Source organism: Rheinheimera sp. A13L (assembly GCF_000217935.1).
Lineage (GTDB): Bacteria > Pseudomonadota > Gammaproteobacteria > Enterobacterales > Alteromonadaceae > Pararheinheimera.
This window is the reverse complement of sequence record NZ_AFHI01000034.1, coordinates 133931-156443: the sequence shown is the minus strand read 5'-3', so window position 1 is coordinate 156443 and position 22513 is coordinate 133931. Positions and strand designations below refer to the sequence as shown.

At 46.6% G+C, this 22513-nt stretch carries 23 protein-coding genes; 15 read left to right on the top strand and 8 right to left on the bottom strand.

What is annotated here, in order from left to right:
* The first annotated feature begins 4 nt into the window (after window positions 1–4).
* On the top strand, window positions 5–1267 hold the full coding sequence (gene murA, locus RHEIN_RS15630; RefSeq protein ID WP_008899949.1) for a UDP-N-acetylglucosamine 1-carboxyvinyltransferase: 1263 nt from the start codon (window positions 5–7) through the stop codon (window positions 1265–1267).
* A gap of 298 nt (window positions 1268–1565) precedes the next feature.
* On the opposite strand, the gene RHEIN_RS15625 is transcribed toward murA, so the two are convergent.
* The 3 genes from RHEIN_RS15625 to RHEIN_RS15615 form a co-directional block, all read right to left on the bottom strand.
* A complete protein-coding gene (locus RHEIN_RS15625; RefSeq protein ID WP_008899948.1) occupies window positions 1566–2588 on the bottom strand; it encodes a trypsin-like peptidase domain-containing protein in 1023 nt (340 codons plus the stop codon).
* A gap of 146 nt (window positions 2589–2734) precedes the next feature.
* Window positions 2735–4096: a Do family serine endopeptidase gene (locus RHEIN_RS15620; RefSeq protein WP_008899947.1), complete on the bottom strand. Its 1362-nt coding sequence runs from the start codon at window positions 4094–4096 to the stop codon at window positions 2735–2737.
* Between the two features lie 76 nt (window positions 4097–4172).
* Complete coding sequence (locus tag RHEIN_RS15615; protein WP_008899946.1) at window positions 4173–4625, bottom strand: YhcB family protein; 453 nt, start codon at window positions 4623–4625, stop codon at window positions 4173–4175.
* A 124-nt stretch (window positions 4626–4749) separates the two neighbouring features.
* Between RHEIN_RS15615 and zapE the strand changes: the two genes are divergently transcribed.
* The 8 genes from zapE (at window position 4750) to RHEIN_RS15575 (ending at window position 11085) form a co-directional block, all read left to right on the top strand.
* The gene (gene zapE / locus RHEIN_RS15610) at window positions 4750–5844 is read left to right on the top strand and encodes a cell division protein ZapE (RefSeq protein WP_008899945.1); all 1095 of its coding nucleotides are present in this window, start codon (window positions 4750–4752) and stop codon (window positions 5842–5844) included.
* Between the two features lie 176 nt (window positions 5845–6020).
* On the top strand, window positions 6021–6449 hold the full coding sequence (gene rplM, locus RHEIN_RS15605) for a 50S ribosomal protein L13 (RefSeq protein WP_008899944.1): 429 nt from the start codon (window positions 6021–6023) through the stop codon (window positions 6447–6449).
* Window positions 6450–6461: 12 nt separating this feature from the next.
* Window positions 6462–6854: a 30S ribosomal protein S9 gene (gene rpsI, locus RHEIN_RS15600; RefSeq protein ID WP_008899943.1), complete on the top strand. Its 393-nt coding sequence runs from the start codon at window positions 6462–6464 to the stop codon at window positions 6852–6854.
* Between the two features lie 465 nt (window positions 6855–7319).
* Window positions 7320–7910 (top strand): ubiquinol-cytochrome c reductase iron-sulfur subunit, encoded by a 591-nt coding sequence (gene petA, locus RHEIN_RS15595; protein ID WP_008899941.1) that lies wholly within the window; start codon window positions 7320–7322, stop codon window positions 7908–7910.
* Entirely contained in the window at window positions 7910–9184 is a 1275-nt protein-coding gene (locus RHEIN_RS15590) for a cytochrome b (protein ID WP_008899940.1), read from the top strand. Before petA ends, RHEIN_RS15590 begins: the two co-directional genes overlap by 1 nt.
* Window positions 9184–9921 carry a cytochrome c1 gene (locus tag RHEIN_RS15585; RefSeq protein WP_008899939.1) on the top strand — a complete coding sequence of 246 codons (738 nt, stop codon included), beginning with the start codon at window positions 9184–9186 and terminating at the stop codon, window positions 9919–9921. Before RHEIN_RS15590 ends, RHEIN_RS15585 begins: the two co-directional genes overlap by 1 nt.
* Window positions 9922–9991: 70 nt before the next feature.
* Window positions 9992–10630 (top strand): stringent starvation protein SspA, encoded by a 639-nt coding sequence (gene sspA / locus RHEIN_RS15580; RefSeq protein ID WP_008899938.1) that lies wholly within the window; start codon window positions 9992–9994, stop codon window positions 10628–10630.
* Window positions 10630–11085 (top strand): ClpXP protease specificity-enhancing factor, encoded by a 456-nt coding sequence (locus RHEIN_RS15575; protein ID WP_008899937.1) that lies wholly within the window; start codon window positions 10630–10632, stop codon window positions 11083–11085. Before sspA ends, RHEIN_RS15575 begins: the two co-directional genes overlap by 1 nt.
* Window positions 11086–11094: 9 nt before the next feature.
* On the opposite strand, the gene ilvY is transcribed toward RHEIN_RS15575, so the two are convergent.
* Window positions 11095–11979 carry an HTH-type transcriptional activator IlvY gene (gene ilvY, locus RHEIN_RS15570; RefSeq protein WP_008899936.1) on the bottom strand — a complete coding sequence of 295 codons (885 nt, stop codon included), beginning with the start codon at window positions 11977–11979 and terminating at the stop codon, window positions 11095–11097.
* Between the two features lie 181 nt (window positions 11980–12160).
* On the opposite strand from ilvY, the gene ilvC reads away from it, so the two are divergent.
* Window positions 12161–13636 carry a ketol-acid reductoisomerase gene (gene ilvC / locus RHEIN_RS15565; RefSeq protein WP_008899935.1) on the top strand — a complete coding sequence of 492 codons (1476 nt, stop codon included), beginning with the start codon at window positions 12161–12163 and terminating at the stop codon, window positions 13634–13636.
* 94 nt (window positions 13637–13730) lie between these two features.
* Here the strand turns inward: ilvC and RHEIN_RS15560 are convergent, their stop codons facing one another.
* Both RHEIN_RS15560 and RHEIN_RS15555 read right to left on the bottom strand, forming a co-directional pair.
* Window positions 13731–14210 (bottom strand): hypothetical protein, encoded by a 480-nt coding sequence (locus RHEIN_RS15560; RefSeq protein WP_040555258.1) that lies wholly within the window; start codon window positions 14208–14210, stop codon window positions 13731–13733.
* Window positions 14211–14353: 143 nt separating this feature from the next.
* On the bottom strand, window positions 14354–15862 hold the full coding sequence (locus RHEIN_RS15555) for a tyrosinase family protein (protein WP_008899933.1): 1509 nt from the start codon (window positions 15860–15862) through the stop codon (window positions 14354–14356).
* Window positions 15863–16238: 376 nt separating this feature from the next.
* Between RHEIN_RS15555 and RHEIN_RS15550 the strand changes: the two genes are divergently transcribed.
* The 3 genes from RHEIN_RS15550 to RHEIN_RS15540 all read left to right on the top strand — a co-directional run bounded on the left by RHEIN_RS15550 (window position 16239) and on the right by RHEIN_RS15540 (window position 18852).
* Complete coding sequence (locus tag RHEIN_RS15550) at window positions 16239–16664, top strand: methylglyoxal synthase (RefSeq protein ID WP_008899932.1); 426 nt, start codon at window positions 16239–16241, stop codon at window positions 16662–16664.
* Between the two features lie 91 nt (window positions 16665–16755).
* Window positions 16756–17814 carry a YjgN family protein gene (locus tag RHEIN_RS15545; protein WP_008899931.1) on the top strand — a complete coding sequence of 353 codons (1059 nt, stop codon included), beginning with the start codon at window positions 16756–16758 and terminating at the stop codon, window positions 17812–17814.
* A 6-nt stretch (window positions 17815–17820) separates the two neighbouring features.
* The gene (locus RHEIN_RS15540; protein ID WP_008899930.1) at window positions 17821–18852 is read left to right on the top strand and encodes a M48 family metallopeptidase; all 1032 of its coding nucleotides are present in this window, start codon (window positions 17821–17823) and stop codon (window positions 18850–18852) included.
* A gap of 6 nt (window positions 18853–18858) precedes the next feature.
* Here RHEIN_RS15540 and RHEIN_RS15535 read toward each other — a convergent pair whose 3' ends face one another.
* The gene (locus RHEIN_RS15535; protein WP_008899929.1) at window positions 18859–19872 is read right to left on the bottom strand and encodes a zinc-binding alcohol dehydrogenase family protein; all 1014 of its coding nucleotides are present in this window, start codon (window positions 19870–19872) and stop codon (window positions 18859–18861) included.
* A gap of 96 nt (window positions 19873–19968) precedes the next feature.
* Between RHEIN_RS15535 and RHEIN_RS15530 the strand changes: the two genes are divergently transcribed.
* On the top strand, window positions 19969–20874 hold the full coding sequence (locus RHEIN_RS15530; protein WP_202797837.1) for a LysR family transcriptional regulator: 906 nt from the start codon (window positions 19969–19971) through the stop codon (window positions 20872–20874).
* Window positions 20875–20924: 50 nt separating this feature from the next.
* Window positions 20925–21512 carry a GNAT family N-acetyltransferase gene (locus RHEIN_RS15525; RefSeq protein WP_008899927.1) on the top strand — a complete coding sequence of 196 codons (588 nt, stop codon included), beginning with the start codon at window positions 20925–20927 and terminating at the stop codon, window positions 21510–21512.
* Between the two features lie 56 nt (window positions 21513–21568).
* On the opposite strand, the gene RHEIN_RS15520 is transcribed toward RHEIN_RS15525, so the two are convergent.
* Window positions 21569–22309: a DedA family protein gene (locus tag RHEIN_RS15520; protein WP_040555279.1), complete on the bottom strand. Its 741-nt coding sequence runs from the start codon at window positions 22307–22309 to the stop codon at window positions 21569–21571.
* Window positions 22310–22513 lie beyond the last annotated feature (204 nt).

The window sequence follows — 22513 nt, the reverse complement described above, 5'->3', positions numbered from 1 at the left end:
AAAGATGCAACAATTTCTGGTTTCAGGCGGCGCCACCTTAAAAGGTGACGTTGTTATTTCCGGCGCTAAAAATGCCGCACTTCCTATTTTATTCGCCACTATTCTGGCAGAGCAGCCGTCTGTGCTGAGCAATGTTCCTGTACTAAAAGACATTGATACCACCTTCAAATTGTTGCGTATTTTTGGTGCTGAAGTGAGCCGTGACGGTCATCAGGTGACAGTGGACGCAACAGCTATTCACAGTCAGATGGCGCCCTACGAGCTGGTCAAAACCATGCGTGCTTCTATTCTGGCTTTAGGCCCTTTATTGGCTCGTTTTGGCCATGCTGAAGTGTCTTTACCTGGCGGTTGCGCTATAGGCGCCCGTCCGGTGAATTTGCATATAGACGGCCTGCGCAAAATGGGCGCTGAAATCACGGTAGAAGCCGGTTATATCAAAGCCAAAGCAAGCCGTTTGCATGGTGCTCATATCTTTATGGAACTGGTCAGCGTGACCGGCACTGAAAACCTGATGATGGCTGCAGTGCTGGCTGATGGTTTAACCATTATAGAAAATGCTGCCCGTGAACCTGAAGTCGTAGATTTAGCCCGTTACCTGATAGCTTTGGGCGCTGATATTCAAGGCGCTGGCACTGATACTATCCGTATTACAGGTAAAGAAAAGCTGCAGGGTGCTTGTCATACTGTGTTACCTGATCGTATTGAAACCGGTACTTTTTTAGTGGCTGCTGCTGTTACTGGTGGTGATGTCACTTGTTTGAATGCTTCTCCTGCTGAACTGGAAGTTGTACTTGAGAAACTGCGTGAAGCAGGTGCTGAAGTGACAACAGGCTCGGATTGGATCCGTCTGAATATGGCAGGCCGGGCGTTAAAATCAGTCAACGTGAAAACTGTGCCTCACCCTGGTTTCCCTACTGATATGCAAGCCCAGTTTACTGTGTTGAATGTAGTGGCAGAAGGTGTGGGTATGGTGACAGAAACGATTTTCGAAAATCGTTTTATGCATGTACCAGAATTGCAACGTATGGGTGCTGATATACAGCTGGAAGGCAATACAGCACTGATTAAGCACAGCGACAAGCTGACAGGTGCTCAGGTGATGGCAACAGATCTGAGAGCTTCTGCCAGCTTAGTGATTGCGGGCTTAGTGGCTGAAGGTGAGACTGTGGTGGATCGTATCTATCACATTGACCGTGGTTATGAGCAAATTGAGAATAAACTCAAAGGCTTAGGTGCTAATATTCAGCGGATTAATGCTCCGGTTTGATCTGCCGCTTTAAACAAAAAAGCCAGTGCTTTGTCACTGGCTTTTTTATGTCAGCTTGAATGGTTAGTTAACCTGAACTCGGGATAATGAGTGTCGATCTGTCTAGATGTAATAAATTAAATCAATAAGATAAGACAATTCGTCTGAAAAAAAGAATCTATTGACTGACGGAATGTGCAGATTTTTGTGCATATCAAGGCGCTCTGTCGTACGCCATAGCGAGCTATGGTTAGACAGCGCAACGCAGAGAGGCCCGAAAAGATGCCTATTCAGTGGCGCTGCTTATGCCAAGTTCAGGTTAATTAAGTTCTCTGATTACCACAGGCACAGTCAAAGCCTTGCCATTACGTTCAATCGACATTTGTAACGAGGTATCAGGTGCTGTCTCTGCAATCAAATCCAAAGCATGATGCACACTGGTCAGGGTTTCACCGTTGATTTTCTGCAATATATCTCCGACCTGTAAACCCGCTATAGCAGCCGGACTTAAAGGTTCTATGGCTGTGATTTTTACACCAAATAAGGTTTGGGCTGTGGATATCATCGGATCGCCGGCAGGATTCACCACTGGGTCACCACTGACGCCTAAATAACCACGGATCACCCGACCATGCTGGATCAGTTTCTGCAGTACATTACTGGCCAGGTGATAGGGCACCGCAAAAAATATACCCTGAATGTCCTGATTACGCTGGCGCTGAAAAGCCGCAGTATTGATACCCACCAATACGCCGTTGCTGTTAATCAAAGCACCACCTGAGTTACCCGCATTGATGGCAGCATCCATCTGCATAAAGTCGGCATAACCGTTTGCCGGGCTCAAACCACCGCGCCCTGTGGCGCTTATTACACCCTGAGTGATGGCCTGACCCAGATTAAAAGGGTTACCTATAGCCAGTACCACATCTCCAACCTGAGGCTCTAAGCTATCATCCTGTGGGATCACAGGTAAGTTGTCGGCTTCGACATACAACACAGCTAAGTCAGTCAGTTGATCCTGACCAATCAGTATTGCATCAAAGACCCGGCCATCCTGCAAAGCCACTGAAATCTGGTCTGCTCCGTATACCACATGATAATTAGTCAGCACATAGCCCTGAGCATTCATAATGACACCAGAACCCAATTCCTGACGCTCTATAGTTCTGCTTTGGTAAGAACGCGGGTCCTGAGTTGTGCTTTTGGTGTAGACATTGACAACAGCCGGTGCCGCGGCGCGCACAGCTCTGGAATAGGACACAGGCGCTGGCACTGATTCATTTTTCTGCCAGAAATTCAGGTTTAATCCTTGATTCTGGTTGAAAAAAACCAACCACAGCATGGCAAGTGCAAGACCATAAGCAACGCTTTTTAATAGACTAATCAGAAGTTTGGGCACTGGGAGAAGTTATGAAACAAAAGATTTTGCAAGCATAACACTAAATAGGGAGTTGCAGTAGCAAGCCACAGGCTTGCTACTGCAAAAAGTTAACGTATTAATACATACAGGATACGATTACCGCGTTGAACCTGCAGTGCAATGATGCCGGAGCTTTTGCCTAACAATTCACGCAGCTCTTTGGTGTTGTTCACTCTGCTGCGACTCACGCCAATAATCACGTCGCCTTTTTCCAGGCCCAATGCAGCAGCCGGAGAGCGTGCAGCCACTTCATCAATGACGATGCCATTTTCACCATCCGGTGTTTTGCCATCTGTTAAACTGGCGCCTTCAAGCATAGGATGCAGCACTTTCGCTTCAGCTGTGGCGGCTTCTGCAGCTTCCAGCGTCACTTTCACCGTCAACGCTTTATCATCCCGTAAAATACCCAAAGCTATTTCTTTGCCTACACCCAGCGTGGCAATTTTGGCGCGAACTTCAGTAAAAGACTCAACTTTTTTGCCGTTCAGATGGGTAATGATATCACCACTTTTCAGGCCGGCTTTGTCGGCCGCTGAGCCTGGTATCACTTCTTGTACCCAACCACCTTTACTGGTTTTGGTTTTCATAGCCTTGGCAATTTCAGCGTTTAAATCACCGCCACGTACACCCAAAGCACCACGACGCACTTCACCGTATTCGACAAACTGGGCGACCAGGTTTTTCATCATATTCGCAGGAATAGCAAAACCTATGCCTATATTGCCGCCATTAGGGCCTATGATGGCTGTGTTGATGCCGATCAGTTGGCCTTTGAGGTTGACTAAAGCGCCGCCTGAGTTGCCGCTGTTGATGGCTGCATCGGTTTGAATAAAGTCTTCATAGCCTTCAATGCCTAAACCACCACGACCCAAAGCACTGACAATACCTGAAGTGACGGTTTGACCTAAGCCAAAGGGGTTGCCTATAGCTATGGTAAAATCCCCCACTCTTAAAATATCTGAATCTGCCAGTTCAACCTGAGTCAGATCTTCAGCTTCAATTTGCAGCAGGGCTATATCACTTTCCGGATCTTCGCCAATTTTTTTCGCTTTGTAGCTGCGACCATCTTTTAAGGTGACCTGAATTTCAGAGGCTTCATTAATCACGTGATGGTTGGTTACCACATAACCTTTTTTTGCGTCGATGATGACACCTGAACCCAAACCACGGAAAGGTTGTTCCTGACGTAACTCGCCACGACGACCAAGGAATTGCTCTAAACCACCAGGTAAACGTTGACGAACTTCACGGCTGCCGGCCACTGAGATATTGACTACAGCAGGAGTCACATTCTCCAGCATAGGGGCCAGACTTGGCATTTCCTGATCGCCAGCGCCAAAAAACGGCAGCTTGGCCTGAGCTGGCGCGGGTTGCGCCAGCAGAAAGGCGGTTAAAATACTGACAGTAACTAAAGATAACTGCGACTTCATATAGGTAATGCTCCTTTACACGGACGACGCCACTGTACAAATGACGTCTCTAAGAATGCTTTACCAGTCGAAAAGTTCAGTTGTCCGATGAGTTTCGCTCAGTTTTATTTTTCATTAAGCCACTGGCTGTATTGGAATAATCCAATGGCTGATAGGATGGTTCATCCTTCACTTTGCGACGCTCATCCAGTTTATGGATCGACTGGCGTATTTGTGCCGTAGTGTCTGCTGCGAAATAATTCAGCTCGCTACGGTTGTCAAAAGTTGGTCTTTCGATCAACTGCATCTTGGTCTGAGCCATATGGCGGGCAATTTTTTCATAGTTTTCGTGAAGCTGACTCATCAATTGATGAGTGGTTTCCACGTGTTCGGTGACATCGCTACGGTATTGCTGCAGCTGCTGCTTGGTTTCGTTTAGCTCCACCTGCAGTTTGCTTTGATTAAATTGACGCAAACAGTACAAGCGGGTTGCCACTATGCCAACCACTAAGCCAGCTACTAACCAGGCCAAGGCAAAAGTAACAGTCATAACAACTCCTGAAAAATTAGTTAGTTCAACAATAGTTTAACCTATCTTCTTATCCAGAGTGGTAAGGCATGTTACTATTACGACCATTATTTAAGGTTAATTGGCTTATTTTTCAATATCTGGCATGACTACACCACTGCAAAAATATCAACAAGACCTCCAACGTGATGATTTTCTGTTTGATGCCGCTCAGCAAAATGCAGTGCAGCACCTGGAACGTCTGTATCAGCAATTTGTGCAAAAGAAGCCTTTGAAACAAGGTTTTCTGGATAAGCTGCTGGGCAAAAAACCAGAAGCTGAACCCCTGCAAGGCCTGTATTTCTGGGGCGGGGTAGGCCGGGGTAAAACTTATCTGGTGGACACTTTTTATGAATGCCTGCCCACTACACGTAAGTTGCGTATCCACTTTCACCGTTTTATGCACAAGGTGCATCAGGAGCTGAAATCCCTGCCTGGCGTGTCTGATCCGCTAAAAATAGTGGCCGACAGGTTTAAAGCCGAAACCGATATTTTGTGTTTTGACGAGTTTTTTGTCTCCGACATCACTGACGCTATGATTTTAGGCACCCTGATGCAGGAGCTCTTTGCCCGTGGCATTACGCTGGTGGCGACGTCCAATATTGAGCCTGACGGTTTGTACCGCAATGGTTTGCAACGCGCGCGTTTTTTACCTGCTATAGCTTTGATTAAACAACATACGGAAATAGTGAATGTAGACAGTGGTATAGACTACCGTCTTCGTACTTTAACTCAGGCTGAGATTTATCATTCGCCGCTGGATGAAAAAGCTGACTGCAATCTGGCTGAATACTTTCTGGCCTTGTCGGTGGATCCGCGTCAGGATAAAGCACAAATAGAAATAGCAGGCCGGATACTCACCAGTCGCAAAGAAGCGGATGGCATTATCTGGTTTGATTTTACCGAGTTATGCGAGACAGCCCGTAGTCAGTATGACTATATGGAGCTGAGTAAGTGTTATCACACCGTATTGCTGTCGAACGTCACTCAGATGGGGCAAACCCGTGATGATGTCGCCAGACGCTTTATTGCGCTGGTCGACGAGTTCTACGAACGTCACGTTAAACTGATTATTTCGGCTGCTGTGCCTATGGAACAACTCTATACAGAGGGCATTTTGTCCTTTGAATTTAAACGTTGTTTAAGCCGTTTACAGGAAATGCAGTCGCACGATTATCTGGCCAGCGAACATTTACCTTAAATTTTTGCAGAAATGGCTGTTTTTTGTCATTGGTTACTATATAATCCGCGCCCGGCCCACGTTACAGCCTGAAATTGCCGTAGCCTGGCAGTTTATGTACTCGAAGGGGTGCGATAAGCGACACAATGAAGATTGTGTTAGGTGTAACAGTGTTATTTTTTTTGGGTAGTTTTTAGATGAAAACTTTTACTGCTAAGCCAGAAAGCGTTCAACGTGACTGGTTCGTTGTTGATGCAACAGGTAAGACACTTGGTCGTATCGCAACTGAGATCGCTCTTCGTTTACGCGGAAAGCACAAACCAGAGTTCACTCCACACGTTGATACCGGTGATTACATCATCGTTGTAAATGCTGATAAAGTGACTGTCACTGGTAACAAAGCAAAAAACAAAATGTACTACTCTCACAGTGGTTTCCCAGGTGGTATCAAAGAAATTAACTTTGAAAAACTGCTTGTGAAGAAGCCGGAGATGGTATTGGAAGCAGCCGTAAAAGGTATGTTGCCTAAAGGTCCTCTGGGCCGCGCTATGTTCCGTAAGTTAAAAGTATATGCAGGCGCCGAGCATCAACATGCTGCTCAGCAACCGCAAGTTTTAGATATCTAATCGGAGCAGAACATGGCAACTAATCAATATTACGGTACTGGTCGTCGTAAGACCTCTACAGCTCGTGTATTCATCAAAGCAGGTTCAGGTAACATCGTTATCAACCAACGCTCTATCACTGAATACTTCGGTCGTGAAACTGCTCGTATGGTTGTAATGCAACCATTAGAGTTAGTGGAAATGGTAGGCAAGTTTGACTTATACGTCACTGTAAAAGGTGGTGGTATTTCTGGTCAGGCTGGCGCAATCCGCCACGGTATCACCCGCGCTCTGATGGAGTTCGACGAGTCTCTGCGCCCTGCATTACGTAAAGCTGGTTTCGTCACTCGTGACGCCCGTAAAGTTGAACGTAAGAAAGTGGGTCTGCATAAAGCTCGTAAGCGTCCACAGTACTCAAAACGTTAATTCGTTTTTTGTTGCAAAGAACCCGGTCTTGTACCGGGTTTTTTTATGTCCATGGATGGACGGTATGCCGCAACAGTCTGCGTGATAAAGGCCGGATGATTGTTGCGACGATTTATGTTTTGCACAAAACATTCATCGGACTATAGTGGTCTTACTTCGATTTTTCTCTTTTCATTTTTTGTCCGTTAATTTGAAATTCAGTCCATTTTAAAGCCGCTACTTTTGCGTCTGATCACAACACAAAGGTCTTTTTCCGGTTAAAACATGGTGATGCAAAGTTTTACTGACTATTCTGGTTCGGTGTTTTATCGAAAAACTTATGCCATAACAAAGAGAATTCGGCTAAATCCTTGTGTAAAGCAGGGCTTTTCATTATGATCCGCCGTATTTTTCAACTTATAATAATCGCTGTAATTCAGCCGCTTAAAATATCAGTATTTAAGCGTTTAACGTGGAGATGAGTGGATGAGCAATGCGCCTGTAGATCATGGTCGCCGTCGCTTTCTGACCATAGCAACTTCTGTAGTTGGTGGGGTTGGTGCGATTGGAGCTGCTGTTCCCTTTATTGCTTCCTGGAATCCGAGTGAAAAAGCTAAACAAGCTGGTGCTGCAGTCACCGCTGACATTAGCAAACTCGAAGACGGGCAGTTAATTCGGGTTGAGTGGCGGGGCAAGCCGGTATGGATAGTCAAACGGACTCCAGCCATGCTGGAAACTTTGACCAAATTTGATGATAAGCTTCGTGATCCTGCATCTGAAGAACCACAACAGCCTGATTACGCAAAAAATACTCACCGTTCGAAAAAGCCAGAGATTTTTGTGGCTGTGGGGATCTGTACCCACCTGGGCTGTTCTCCAACTTACATTATGAAAGACTTTGAAGCTCAGGTTGAAGGTATGCCTTCAGGTTTCTTCTGTCCATGTCACGGTTCTACTTATGATATGGCTGGACGGGTATTCTCCGGTGTTCCGGCACCAACAAACCTGATGATCCCACCTTATATGTTTGTCGATGACACCACCATTATCATTGGTGAAGATGAGGGGACAGCTTAATGTTTAAAAACCTGATGAGCTGGATTGAGTACCGTATGCCATTTATGGAGAAAATGAATCTCCATGTGATGCAGTACCCGGCGCCAAAAAACTTTAACTTCTGGTACTTCTTTGGTTCTTTAGCCATGTTAGTACTGGTGAACCAAATCCTGACCGGTATCTGGTTAACGATGAACTTCGTGCCAAGTGCCGAAGGCGCTTTCGCTTCTGTTGAATACATCATGCGTGATGTTGAGTACGGCTGGCTGCTGCGTTATATGCACTCTACCGGTGCTTCTGCCTTCTTTGTTGTTGTTTACCTGCACATGCTGCGTGGCATGATGTACGGCTCATACCAGAAACCACGGGAACTGCTGTGGATCTTCGGTATGCTGATTTTCTTAGTCTTAATGGCTGAAGCCTTTATGGGTTATTTATTACCCTGGGGTCAGATGTCGTTCTGGGGGGCTCAGGTTATTATCTCGATCTTCGGTGTTATTCCGGTGATTGGTGATGATTTAACCCTGTGGATCCGTGGTGACTACGTTATTTCCGGTGCAACTTTAAACCGTTTCTTTGCCTTACACGTGATTGCTTTACCATTGGTGCTGGTTGTTCTGGTATTCCTGCACATCATAGCCCTGCATGAAGTGGGTTCAAACAACCCTGATGGTATTGATGTAAAACGTGAAAATAACGGCGAAAAAATCGAAAACAACGTCTCAGACAAATTTACTTTCCATCAGTACTTCACCAAAGGCGGTAAAAAAATTATCGTTGATGCTATTCCTTTCCACCCGTACTACACGGTGAAAGACATAGTGGGTGTGGTGGGTTTCCTGTTTATTTTCTGTTTTGTGATCTTCTTTGCACCTGAAGGTGGTGGTTACTTCTTAGAGCCGCCAAACTTTGAACCGGCAAACCCAATGAAAACGCCTGACCATATAGCGCCAGTCTGGTACTTCACGCCTTTCTACGCCATTTTACGTGCTGTGCCTGATCAGCTGTTTGGTGCGATCTTTATGTTTCTGGCTATTCTGTTCCTGGCTCTGTTGCCTTGGTTGGATCGTTGCCCGGTACGTTCTGTCCGTTACCGCAGCACTTTGCACAAAGCGAACCTGGTGAATTTCTGTATCAGCTTTGTCGCCTTAGGTGTATTAGGCGTATTACCGGCGACGCCGTTCTATACCTTGTTAGCGCAGATTTTCTCTTTCACTTATTTTGCTTACTTTGGCCTGTTATGGTTCTACAGCAAAAATGAGAAAACCAAGCCGTTGCCAGTGAGGTTATCCTGATGATTAAAAAGTTATTTACTGTATTAGCGCTGGTTGCATCCAGCGCCGCTATGGCGGCAGGTCCAACAGTGCCTCTGGATAAAGCACCTATAGATTTGACAGATAAAGAGTCGCTGCAACGTGGTGCCCGCATCTTCCAGAACTATTGTCTGGGTTGTCACCAAATGGAATACCAGCGTTATTCACGTACCTTTCGTGATTTAGGTATTCCGGAAGATATTGGTATGGAAACTTTAGGTTTCACGGCCAATAAAGTCGGTGACCATATTAAAAATGCTGCACCTAAAGCGGATCTGGCAAACTGGTTTGGTGCTGCACCACCAGATTTAACCAACGTTGCCCGTGTGCGTGGACCAGACTGGTTGTACACTTATATGCGTTCTTTTTACGCTGATCCAACGCGTCCATTTGGTGTGAACAACGAAGTCTTCCCTATGGTCGGTATGCCTCATGTGTTGCAGGAGTTGCAGGGTATTCCTTACAAAGCCACTGAAACACGTTTAGTTGACGGTGTATCAACAGAAGTTTATGTAGGTATTAAGACAGATGGTTCTGGTGAGTTAAGCACTGAAGAGTACGACAGTGCCATGGCTGATCTGGTGAACTATCTGGAATACGTAGGTGAGCCTTCCAAACTGGAATCGCGCAGCTTAGGTATTAAAGTTCTGATCTTCTTAGGTATTTTCTTTATCTTCGCTTTCCTGCTGAAGAAAGAATACTGGAGAGACGTCCACTAAGGACACAAGTGTTAGCCTTTAAAGGGGCCGCGAGGCCCCTTTGTATTTTTGCTTATAACCGGAGGATCCTATGGCGATTTCTGCCAACAGACGTGCTGTAATGACCTTGTTTTCAACAGCCAATGACATGTACTGTCATCAGGTCAGAATGGTGCTGGCGGAGAAAGGCGTCACAGTTGATATTATTCAGGTCAGTACAGATAGCCTGCCTGAAGATGTCTACGAGGTTAATCCTTATGGTTCTTTGCCCACTTTGATGGACAGAGATTTAGCTTTATTTAAAGCCGATATTATTAACGAATACCTGGACGAGCGTTTCCCACATCCACCCTTAATGCCTGTCTATCCTGTGGCCCGTGCTAATGCCCGTTTAATGATGCATCGCATCGAAAAAGACTGGTATGGTTTAGCGGACAAAATTCTGAAAAATGCTCCGGATGCTGCTATAGCGCGCCGTGATCTGCGCGAAGGTTTGCTGGCGATGGCACCTTTGTTCCAGGAACATCCGTACTTTATGAGTGAAGAATACAGCCTGATTGATTGTTATCTGGCGGCTTTGCTGTGGCGTTTGCCATTGCTGGATATTGAACTGACCGGAACCGGCAGCAAGTTATTGCAAACTTATATGACCCGTATTTTTGAACGCGATGGCTTTCAGCAATCTTTAACTGAAGCCGAACGTGAGATCCGTCGGGGGCGTGGTTACTGATGGATATGACCCCGAATAAGCCTTATTTAATCCGGGCTTTTTACGAATGGATAGTGGATAACAATTTAACGCCTTACCTGGTGGTGAATGCCAGTATTCAGGGCTGTAAAGTGCCGACCCAGCATATTCAGAACGGTCAGATTGTGCTGAACATATTGCCTTCGGCAGTAGGCAATATGTTGATGGGTAATGATGTGATTACCTTTAACGCCCGTTTTGGCGGTAAACCTTTTGCACTGACTGTACCCATCAAGGCTGTTTTAGCTATTTATGCCCGTGAAAACGGCGCAGGCACTATGTTTGATGCGGAAGAAGATGGCGATGAAGATATGCATCAACTGGACTCTGTAGCAGATGACGACGCCATGGACAGTGCCGGACAGAATGCGTCAGATGACGAACCAACCGATCCAAACAAAGGAAAAAAAGTGTCTCATCTTCGAGTGATCAAATAAGCATCAGCGCTAAATAAGCTCTGATGCAACCTGCCAGAACGCCCTCAATAGCGGCTCATGCAGTCGCTTCGATAGAATACACAAACCTAAATCAAAAGGGGCGAACTCATCGCCTTGCGTTAAATAACGCACTCTGTCCCGTGCCGGGCTTTGCTGCGCCACTATAGCGGGTACCAAAGCCACGCCAGTGCCTAAAGCCACCATACTGACCATAGCCTCATGACCTTCTACTTTGGCCACCACTTTGGGTTCGGTAATACGGGGTTTACGCCACAACTCAAAACGACTACGCACAGGACCATGCTCAGGCAAAATAAAAGGCACCTGCTCCCAGGGTATTGGACTTTGATTGAGCAGATCATTGGTTTTGCAGGGGATCACCGGTGCTATCAATTGCAGTGGTACTTTGGCAATACTGCGAAACGCCATATTGAGCGGAAAATGCTCCGGATAGACAGCCAAAGCTATATCGGCTTCATCTTGTTTTACTTTCTCCAAAGCTGCAGAAGCATCTCCTGTAATAAGCTTAATTTCTGCCAAAGGGCACACCAGACGGAATTTATCCAATATAGCGGGCAAGTGACTGAAGCTGGCGGTGACAGTGCAAAAGAGCCGGATTTCGCCGCTTAGCGACGCACTGGTTTCACTCAGAGCAATTTGTAGCTGATGCCATTGCTCTAAATAATTTTTCACAAAAGTCTGCACTTTTTGCCCTGCCAGCGTCAGTCGTACAGAGCGGTTATCCCGCTGGAATAGTTCCACGCTTAGTTCTTCTTCCATGCGCTGGATCACCCGGCTTAAGGTGGAAGGGCTGACATACATTTGCTCGCTGGTACGGGCAAAATTCAGGCTGCTGGCCAGATGCAAAAAAAGCTGGGCGTTGCGAATATCCATGTCAGTCTCTGTAGTAAAGGGTTGGTGTTGCATAAAGTGAAATACTGTATTGTGAATATATCACTTCACGCAATCATTGCACTGTTTTATTCTCGGTAGCATCAAAACAGTGCATGACCTCTCTGCCCTGTTACGCTGAGCCCAACAGATGGCCTGCTAAAAGAATTCGTCAGGATTTGTTATGAGTAACTACTTCAATACATTAAATTTGCGTCAACAGTTAAAACAGTTAGGTAAATGCCGTTTTATGGCCAAAGAAGAGTTTGCTAAAGGCTCTGATTTATTAAAAGGCTGGAAAGTGGTGATCGTAGGTTGTGGTGCTCAGGGCTTAAACCAGGGCCTGAATATGCGTGACTCGGGCATTGATATCTCTTATGCCTTACGTGCCGAAGCTATTGCCGCCAAACGTAAGTCGTTCCAGAACGCTTCTGACAATGGTTTTAAAGTAGGTACTTACGAAGAGTTAATTCCAACTGCAGATTTAGTATTAAATCTGACGCCGGATAAGCAGCATACGTCAGTGGTTAAAGCTGTTATGCCACTGATGAAACAAGGCTCAACTTTAGCTTATTCGCACGGTTTCAACATTGTTGAAGAGGGCACACAAATTCGTAAAGACATCACAGTAGTGATGGTGGCGCCTAAGTGTCCTGGTACTGAAGTTCGTGAAGAGTACAAAAGGGGTTTTGGTGTGCCAACACTGATTGCTGTGCACCCTGAAAACGACCCTAAAGGTTTAGGTTTAGAAATTGCCAAGGCTTATGCTTCTGCAACAGGTGGCGACCGTGCTGGTGTACTGGAATCGTCTTTTGTGGCTGAAGTGAAGTCGGACTTAATGGGCGAACAAACCATTTTATGTGGCATGTTACAAACCGGTTCTATTCTGGCGTACGACAAGTTAGTCGCCGAAGGTGTGGAACCAGGTTACGCAGCCAAGTTAATACAGTTTGGCTGGGAGACTGTGACTGAAGCTTTAAAGCACGGTGGCATCACTCATATGATGGACCGTCTGTCGAACCCGGCCAAAATCAAAGCTTATGATTTAGCTGAAGAATTAAAAGTAACTTTACGTCCACTGTTTGAAAAACATATGGACGATATCATCAGCGGCGAATTTTCCCGCACCATGATGGCCGACTGGGCCAATGATGATAAGCAGCTGTTTGGCTGGCGCGAAGAAACCCGTCAATCTGGTTTTGAAAATGCACCTGTATCCAGCGAACAAATTCCTGAACAGGATTACTTCGACCGCGGCATTTTGTTTGTCGCTATGGTCAAAGCCGGTGTAGAGCTGGCTTTTGAAACCATGGTTGCTGCAGGTATTGTCGAAGAATCGGCTTACTACGAGTCATTGCACGAAACACCGTTGATCGCCAACACCATAGCGCGTAAACGTTTGTACGAAATGAACGTGGTAATTTCAGACACTGCTGAATACGGTAACTACCTGTTCAGTAACGCCGCAGTGCCGCTGTTACGTGACTTCGTTAACACCTTAAGCACTGACTATGTAGGCAAGGGCTTAAGCTCTGCTGCCAATGGTGTCGACAATATTCGCCTGATTGCTGTGAACGAAGCAATACGCCAGCACCCTGTAGAGCTGGTTGGCAAAAAGTTAAGGGGCTATATGACCGCGATGAAAAAAATCGTCGGTTGATAGATTAACCCAAAGTACCGAGTTTTTACGTGGACCTTGGTTGTTTGCCCGGCTTTGCCGGGCTTTTTTTATCTGATATTTAACAGCTAGCTCGTTAACTCCCTGAACTTATCTGAATTGGGTTCCAGCGAATTGCAACATCCTTTGGCACAAGATGCTCTGCTGATTCCGACACTGATCCCTGAGTGAGTTCAAAACAGACCTGACCCTGGCTATCCGGAATCAGCTGCTGGCCCTGCAGTGTCAACTGGACCTGTTGAGGCAATACAGAACCCTGTTCCTGTCTGTCTGGCTGCAGACCAAAGCTGTGCAGCAACAGACGGTCGCCACCTTCCCGCACTAAGAAAAGCTGAAACGCAGAACTGTAGCGGTTTGAAGCCTGCTGATTACGTATTTGGATCTGCAGCCGGATATTGCCCTTTGAAACTCCGGCCTCTGTGGCAGGGTCAAGCCCGAGGCATAAAGTGACCGGCAAGCGGATATTTTGCAGTGCTGCGACCTTCTGATCTGAGGCGGAACAAGAGTTACAACCTGCTACAGCAACCAGAGCGCTGAACAAAAGGCGGGTCATCATGGATTTACTCCAAAGGACAAACAACGGATAGTCTGGGGTAAGTATATACCTGCAGTGGCCTTGTGGTTAAAGATAACTACGCCCTTAAGCCCTGCAATTGCATGGCTCAAGGGCGCGCTATTTTCAGCTCGTCTGAAGTGTGCTCAGACCACTACAATCTCTATGGAGGCCGGGATTATCGTCGCTCCGGCGCCATCTTTTGCTCCTTCGCGTAACACTGGCACTAACTGTACAGAGATGTTGTCTGTGGTTAACAAGCCACGCTTCGCTAAGTCACGTACAGTGTCTGTCAGTTCAATCAGGGCAGATGGTGGCGTTTTCTGATGACCTGCATGCTCGCCCTCAGCCTCTGGATGTGCCAGGAAACCTATTTCTCCCGCAAAATGTGCGCTGTCCAGTGGGGTGGTGGCTGACAATGCCGGAGCATTAACAAAAACCCGCACTGAAGAAACATCTGGCCCTACTGCCATATCACGAATGATGGCGAACACTTCCGCTGCATCCGACTGGGTTGCTGACTCAGTTGCTTGTGCCATCACCTGATTTTTCAAGGAAGCAGAGAACCGGACGCTCTTCACCAGTGGAGCTTTTAATGTCGCGGCATCTTTGTTGGCTGCAGGTAAAACACGCAACACTTCCAGGGTGTCGCTGGTGCTGCCCGCTGCCAGTAAGGATAACAGGCGGGCATCACGCACCGGGTCGGACAGCAGATTGTCCGGCGTAGGCAGGCCGGGATAAGTGTAGCCAAGAGCTTTGGTGTCCTGCAGATCCCGTGGATAAGCGCTATATAGCTGGCCTGTCGGGGATAGGTAATTATTCTTGAAGTTCATATTCAGCCACAAATTGCGATCCGATGGCGTCATATCTGCAGTATTGCTACGACCCAATGCATTCCACACCGCCCAGATCCTATCGATATTGCTGTGGTGCATCATAAATATTGGATCCCGTGGCGAACCCGCCGTTGGCATAAAAGCACCTATCGAATTGTGGATCAGATTATGAGGGGTACCTTCCAGAAAACCCTGGGTGCCACCGCCTTTGACCACCCAGCTCATGTCCAAATTGTGTTGATTGGGGTTTTTGCTGGTACCAAACAATTGAAAATTTGTTTCAGCGTAGACTTTTCTCGCCAGAACATCAGGGGCTACCCAGGCATCAGGCAAAGGCCAGTTTGGTGTATTGAGCGTGCGTCCTGATACATAAAGCGGGTTGGGTTTGCCCCCATAACTTTGGTCTGTAAAAGCCTTTGGCATCACCCGATCGATACTCCAGTCCCAATAGGGCATAGCAAAGTCTTTTTTGCCTGTAAGGGCTATAACCGCATTCTCATACATCATGACAAACTCGCGATGCCAGGGTAAAAAATACCAGTCACCGTGTGGACAGTAACGGTAATTACCGTTGTAAGCTCCATGCATCAGTGAATACTGCAACCAGCTTACCGGGTCTTTTTGATTTTTGGCCTGCATTATGCCTACAAAATCGCGATAGGCCGACAGATCCGGATCGTTCAGTGCCATATTATGCAGGCTGCGTCTTACACGCAGAGTGTTTTGTGCGAAGGCGCTTAAACCTCCTATTGCACCTGAAAATACCGCTGCGGCTCCCAGGGCCAGACTTGCTTTAAGAATTGTTCTGCGTGTGACCATCGTACTCTCCATGTGAGTTAATCATCATCAGACGTCCTGTTCTGACAGAAACCGAGCACAACCACCAGAAGTGGGGGGTACTCAGACTTTTATATATCAATCAGAAGTTTAACAATGCGAGCGTCTGAATAAGTGTGTTTGTACCTGTTTTTGTAAATTCCCTAAGAGTCTAATCCAGCTTGCATATACCGCAAGTGTTTCGATCAAATTAATACCGAAATCAGATAATTTTTTTCTTAAGGTCTGGCGAGCGGCCTGATTCATCTGTTGCGATGCGTAGCCAGAGTCAGAGTCTTCATATATCCTCTAGGCAGACCAGAAACCTGATTGGTGCAGGCCTGCCATGAAGAATTCTGTAAACTAAAAGGGGGAACGGATGAAGACTATTGCCTTGGTTGCGCATGATGGAAAAAAGGCTGAATTGCTGGAGTGGGTCAAAGCACATGCTGATTTTTTTCAGGATAAACAACTGGTGGCAACAGGCACTACAGGTCGTTTATTGAATGAAGCCTTAAACAAAGACGTCATGTGCCTCGCCAGTGGTCCTTTGGGTGGCGACCAGCAAATTGGTGCGCTAATTGCTGAACAGAAAATCGACTGGCTGGTGTTCTTTTGGGATCCGCTGTCGTCTCAGCCTCATGATCCTGATGTTAAGGCGCTGATCCGTTTAGCCGTGGTCTGGAATATTCCAGTGGCCTGTAATAAAGCAACAGCGGATTTTATTGTGACCTCCAGCCTGACAGGGAAAAATTACCAGCGCACTGTGCCGGACTTCTCTCAGCACAACAATAGGTTGGCTTAATCAAAATGAGTTCTTCGCAGTTACAGTATATTGACAATAATTACTATTTTGGTTTAACTAGCGGCAATTTTTATTTAAAGGACAATTTCATATGGATATCCAAGATGCTGCATCCGCAGCGGCTCCTGCACGTCGTTCAACGGTACAATTTTCTGGTCGGGGAGCTGAGTTTTTTGGCATCTGGATAGTGAATATCCTGCTGACTATAGTCACGCTTGGGATCTACAGTGCCTGGGCGAAAGTACGAACTACCCAATATTTTTATGGCCATACCAAAGTTGATGGTCATAGTTTCCGTTATTTAGCGACCCCTATTCAAATTCTGAAAGGTCGCATTATTGCTGTTATTGTTTTTGCATTGATTTCTGTCTTAAGTACTTTCAGTCCTTTCTTCGGTTTGATGGCTGCTTTGGCTTTTTTAATTGCTTTGCCCTGGATCCTGGTGCAAGGCATGAAATTTAGTTTGCGTATGACCAGCTACCGCAACGTACGTTTTGGTTTTCACGGCACTTATGGTTCTGCCTGTATTTATTACCTGTTATTGCCAATTTTAAGCGTTTTCACTTTGTATCTTGCTATGCCTTGGGCATTGAAGAAGTTGGATCAGTTTATCTTCAGTCATATCAGTTTTGGCGGCAAGCAATTAGAGGTAAGCACCCGCACTTCTGCTTACTACAAAGCCGCATTAACCTCTTTTGCTGTAGCTGTTGGTTTAGGTGTTGTTTGTGGTATTGCTGCTGCAGTGGCTGGTTTTGCTATGCCAGAGCCTGAAGCGGGTTTCAGTATGGCTCTGTTCCTGTTGTACGTGGCTTTTTTTGGCATCTTTATGCTGGCAGGTGCGGTGTACACCGCGATGATCCGTAATCATTTGCTGAACTCAACCCTTTTACCACAAACAGCGGAACTGCATTCGAATTTGGAGGCCGTTGATTTAGTCTGGGTGACTACAACCAATATGTTGTTGGTGTTGTTTACTTTAGGTTTGGCTTATCCATGGACAAAAGTACGTATGACCGCTTTACTTGCGGCTGCCACAGAAGTCACAGTTTATCCGGCTATGGATACTCTGACGGATCCGTTGCAACAGAATTCGTCTGTTTTTGCTGAACAGGCTGCCGATCTGTTTGACGTTGATTTATCCCTGACTTAACAGCAGATGATCATTGTCAAAGGAAAGCTTCAACAAGCCGCCAGTACTGAACACTGCGCGGCCCTGTTGCATTTAACCGAACAGGGACTGGTTCAGTTGTATGCTGAGCAAGACAACTCACTTTTGATGGAAGTCGCAGAAGACCAGTATCAAATGGCTGAAGTTCTGCCAGGCTTGCCTGCCGAGTTGCTGTTTAACACTGGTGCCGTATTCTCACCGGATGACTCCAGCTGGCGTTGGCCTAAAGGGGGGCGTCAGAATGTGACCCTCAAGCTGGAAACCAATAAGTCACTTATTGTGTTGTCAGTGATAGCAGTTCCTATATTGATCTGGTGGTTAACTGCAGTAGGTTTGCCCAAAGCTGCCACGGCAATGGTGCCATTTATCCCTGTTGCTGTTGAAGAAAGTATTGGTAAACAAAGTATGCAGGTGTTTGACCGTACTTTGTTATCTGACTCTGAACTCAGCCCGCAATTGCAGCAGTCAATCCGCAGCCAGTGGCAACAGGCTGTGGAGCAACTGCAGTTAAGCAGCGGCTATCAGTATCAATTGCATTTTCGATCCAGTAAAACCTTGGGAGCCAATGCTTTTGCTTTACCTGGTGGTTACCTGACTATTACCGATGAACTGGTCAGGCGGCTGGAAACAAAACCAGACGCTATCCTGGCTGTCTTGCTGCATGAAGTGGGGCATGTTGAGCATCGACATGGTATGACGCTGGCCGCTCAGGCGACCGCCAGTACTATAGTGATGTCAGTGTTATTCAGTGATCTGGAAGGGGTGACCGAAGCTGTGTTGGGTACTGGTACTTCACTGGTTCAGTCTGCTTTTTCAAGAGACATGGAACGTCAGGCCGATTACTTCTCCACTAAAGCTTTAATAAAGCTCAACAAGTCGCCTCATGCTTTTGTTGAAGCTATGCTGGCTCTGACCAAAGGCCAGCCAAAAGAACAGCTGTCGCCCTGGCTGGAGTATTTAAGTTCGCATCCTGATACCAAAGAGCGGATTGAAAAGGCTACACAACATGCGCAGCCTTAAGCTCTGTTAAGTCGTTGAAAAACCGCTTAATACCAGTTTGCCTATAGTTTTTTGGCTTTCGATCAATTGATGGGCCCTGCGCAGGTTTTCGGCATTAATGTTGCCAAAATCTGCGCTTAAGGTGGTTTTTAACTGGCCTGCATCGACCATATCTGCAACCTGCTGCAATAACTGCTGTTGTGCATTCATATCTTCGGTTTGATACAAAGAGCGGGTAAACATCAGTTCCCAGTGCAGAGATACACTTTTTCGTTTCAGTTGCCGCACATCTATAGGTTCCGGATCGTCAATCAAAGCCAGTTTACCCTGAGGTTTGATTAGCTCCAGAATGTCGTTAAAGTGACGATCGGTGTGAGTCAGACTGATGACATAATCCACTTCAAGGCCCAGCTCTTTGAGCTGCGCTGCCATCGGCTTACGGTGATCCAGCACTAGATCCGCACCTAATGATTTCACCCAGTCTGCGCTTTGCGCTCTGGAAGCTGTGCCAATAACCTTTAACTGAGTTTTTTGCCGTGCCAGTTGCAACAGCACTGACCCAACACCCCCTGCAGCACCAATCACCAACAGTGATTTGTTTTTGGTGTTCTGGTCATGCAGTTCCAGCCGGTCGAATAACAGCTCCCATGCAGTAATGGCCGTTAAAGGCAAAGCTGCGGCTTCGCTAAAACTTAAACTCTTTGGTTTGTGGCTGACGATACGTTGGTCAACCAACTGAAACTCGCTGTTTGAGCCTGGTTTATCAATAGCACCTGCGTACCAGACTTTATCACCTGCCTGAAAGCCTGTTACTGCGCTGCCCACTGAGACCACAACTCCGGCAGCATCCCAGCCCAGGACTCTTGGCTGGCCCTCTGTATCGACATTACGGCGGATTTTGGTATCAACCGGATTTACAGAAACCGCCTTTACTGCGATCAGCAAATCGTTTTCACCCGGTGTTGGGGTAGGCAGCTCTGTGTCGTATAAAGACAAAGGGTCTGTCGCTGGTAAATTCTGGTTATAAACTATGGCTTTCATCTGGAGGCTCCATTGGATTAATGCCTCCAGTTTAAAAGGACTAACTATCTGGAAAAACATGCTAAATTTGGATTAAGTTTCAAAAAATATTTAATAATGATGCTCAGAACCGACGATTTACAACTTTTTGTGCTGACAGCTGACTTAGGTTCTATCTCCGCTGCTGCGCGTGAACTGGGCCTTTCCCCTGCACTGGCCAGTGTGGCGTTAAAACGGCTGGAGCAGCAGCTTAATACTGTGCTTATTTTACGTTCCACCCGCAGTTTAAGGTTAACTTCAGCGGGAGTGGTTTATCTGGAGTATGCACGTCAGGCGATCCAGTTGTTGGGGCAGGGGCAGCAGTTATTGCAACTGGGCAAAGAGCAATTATCCGGTGAATTGACCTTGTCTGTGCCATCGGATTTTGGTCGTAATAATCTGGTGTTATGGCTGGCTGAATTTCAACAGCAACATCCTAAACTTCAGTTGAAAATTCGTGTCAGTGACAGGCTGGCAGATTTAGGTCGTCAGCCTGTGGATCTGGTTTTACGTTACGGTGAACCTAAAGATTCGCAGTTGGTTGCTATGCCTCTGGTACCGGACAATCACAGGGTACTTTGTGCTTCCCCTGAGTATATTCGCCGTGTTGGTGCCCCAGAGCGACCAGAAGACTTAGGTTCTCATCAGGTGTTACAGCTGGTGCTGGGTGATGCCGTGCATAGCAAATGGCAATTCTGGCTGGATGGACAATTGCAGCAGGTTCAGGTACGTGGCGCTTTGGTGGCAGACGATGGTGATGTAGTGCGGCGCTGGGCTGCGGCGGGCTTAGGTATTGCTTATAAATCCCGTTTAGATATTCTGTCCGACTTACGCTCAGGCGCTTTGGTGAAATTATTGCCTGATTATCAAACCGAACAGGCGCCTCTGTACTTGCTGGCAGTACAGCGTTTATCTTCATCCCCCGTACTCAAAGCCTTGTCAGAGTTTTTAGTGCAAAAGTTGCGGTTGTATTGGCAAGGCTGAAGACAGGACCATTTAAAAGGGAGAAAACTAAAAATGACAGGATTAACAGCATGACATGGTTGCATAACGAAGTACTAGAAGGTGAGTTTGTAAAACTGGAACCTCTGGCCGAACGGCATGTAACAGATTTGCAGCAGGCCGTTGCTGATGGCGAAAGCTGGAAGCTCTGGTATGCCATGGTGCCGACAGTCGAAGAAATGCCGGCTTATGTGCAAGCCGCTTTGGCAGGTAAAGTGAAAGGTGATGCACCTTATGTGGTGCGTTGTAAAACTACCGGTCAGATTGTTGGTACCAGTCGTTATTATATGGTCGACGCGGCCAATAAAAGAGCTCTGATTGGTTACACCTGGTATGCAGAGTCTGTGCGGCGCACTCCTATTAATACCGAAGCTAAATTGCTGTTATTACAAAACTTATTTGAACGGCATGGCGCTATAGCTGTTGAGTTTCGCACCCACTTTTTTAATCAGACCTCACGCAAAGCTATAGAACGTTTAGGCGCAAAAATGGATGGTATCTTACGCCAGCATATGATTTTAAAAGACGGCTCAGTGCGTGACACTGTGGTCTATTCCATCATAGCAGCAGAATGGCCGACAGTAAGACGGCATTTGTTGTCGAAATTAGGCAGGGACTAAGGCGTCAAATGTAGGATGCAATCGCCACGTAGTGGCATTGCATCATTCACATAGAATCAAAACATCAGCCCAGATAACTCTTTTAAATACAACGGAGTAGCCGGGTGCTGGCTTAATTCAAAAAACAAAAAAGCGGTCAGAAAAATACTGACTAAAGAGCCCCAGAACCAGTGGCGTTTGGGTTGGTCCTGTTCTTTGTGTTGTAAGTACTTTTTCAGTAAATAACTGCTCACTACAGCCAATAGTACTGAAGCTGCTAACAGGCTGTAAAACAAGGTCAGGTTGGTGCCTTTGAGCTGCCAGGCCACACCAGCCAGAATACCGGGCAGGAAATAAACCACAGGCCATAAGATACAAGCCAGAGTGGCAGCCGGGAAATAACGCGAAGGCGGCAGTTTTAACATGCCTGCTAATAAAGGCAATAAAGGCCGGCTTGGACCAATAAAACGCCCTGCAACTATCGCCAGCCACACATTGTTTTCTAAAGCGCCGCTTATTTTATTCAGCTCTTTTTGCTGGCGGGATAACCAGTTCCAGCCCTCCAGCTGAGGTCTGAATTGGCGTCCTGCCAGATAAGATAATGAATCTCCAACTAAACCCGCTACTGCTGCAATAAGGCAGGCGGTCCAGAACTCCATTTGCTCAGCGCCAATCAGTACACCAAAGCTAAACATCAGCGCTGTACCAGGCACTAACAAACCCAATACAGCCACAGACTCAGCAAAAGTCAGCAGAAATAAAATCAGCAGGGCATAAGCCTGATAGTCAGTCAGCAACTGCTGTAACCATTGTTCCATCTGGTACCACATCTATTGAGAAAAGCCTTTATTAAGGCAGTATCAGGGCTGAGACGGCCTTATTCAAGCGGCTTTATCGCCAGAACAACAAAGAGATCAGATAAATCTGTTGGTGAATGGAGATGTTATATTGTATCATTTTGGCGCTTTCTTTATCGATTCAGCTCGCTTCATTGTTGCTACCGGACTCAAAACATCATGCCA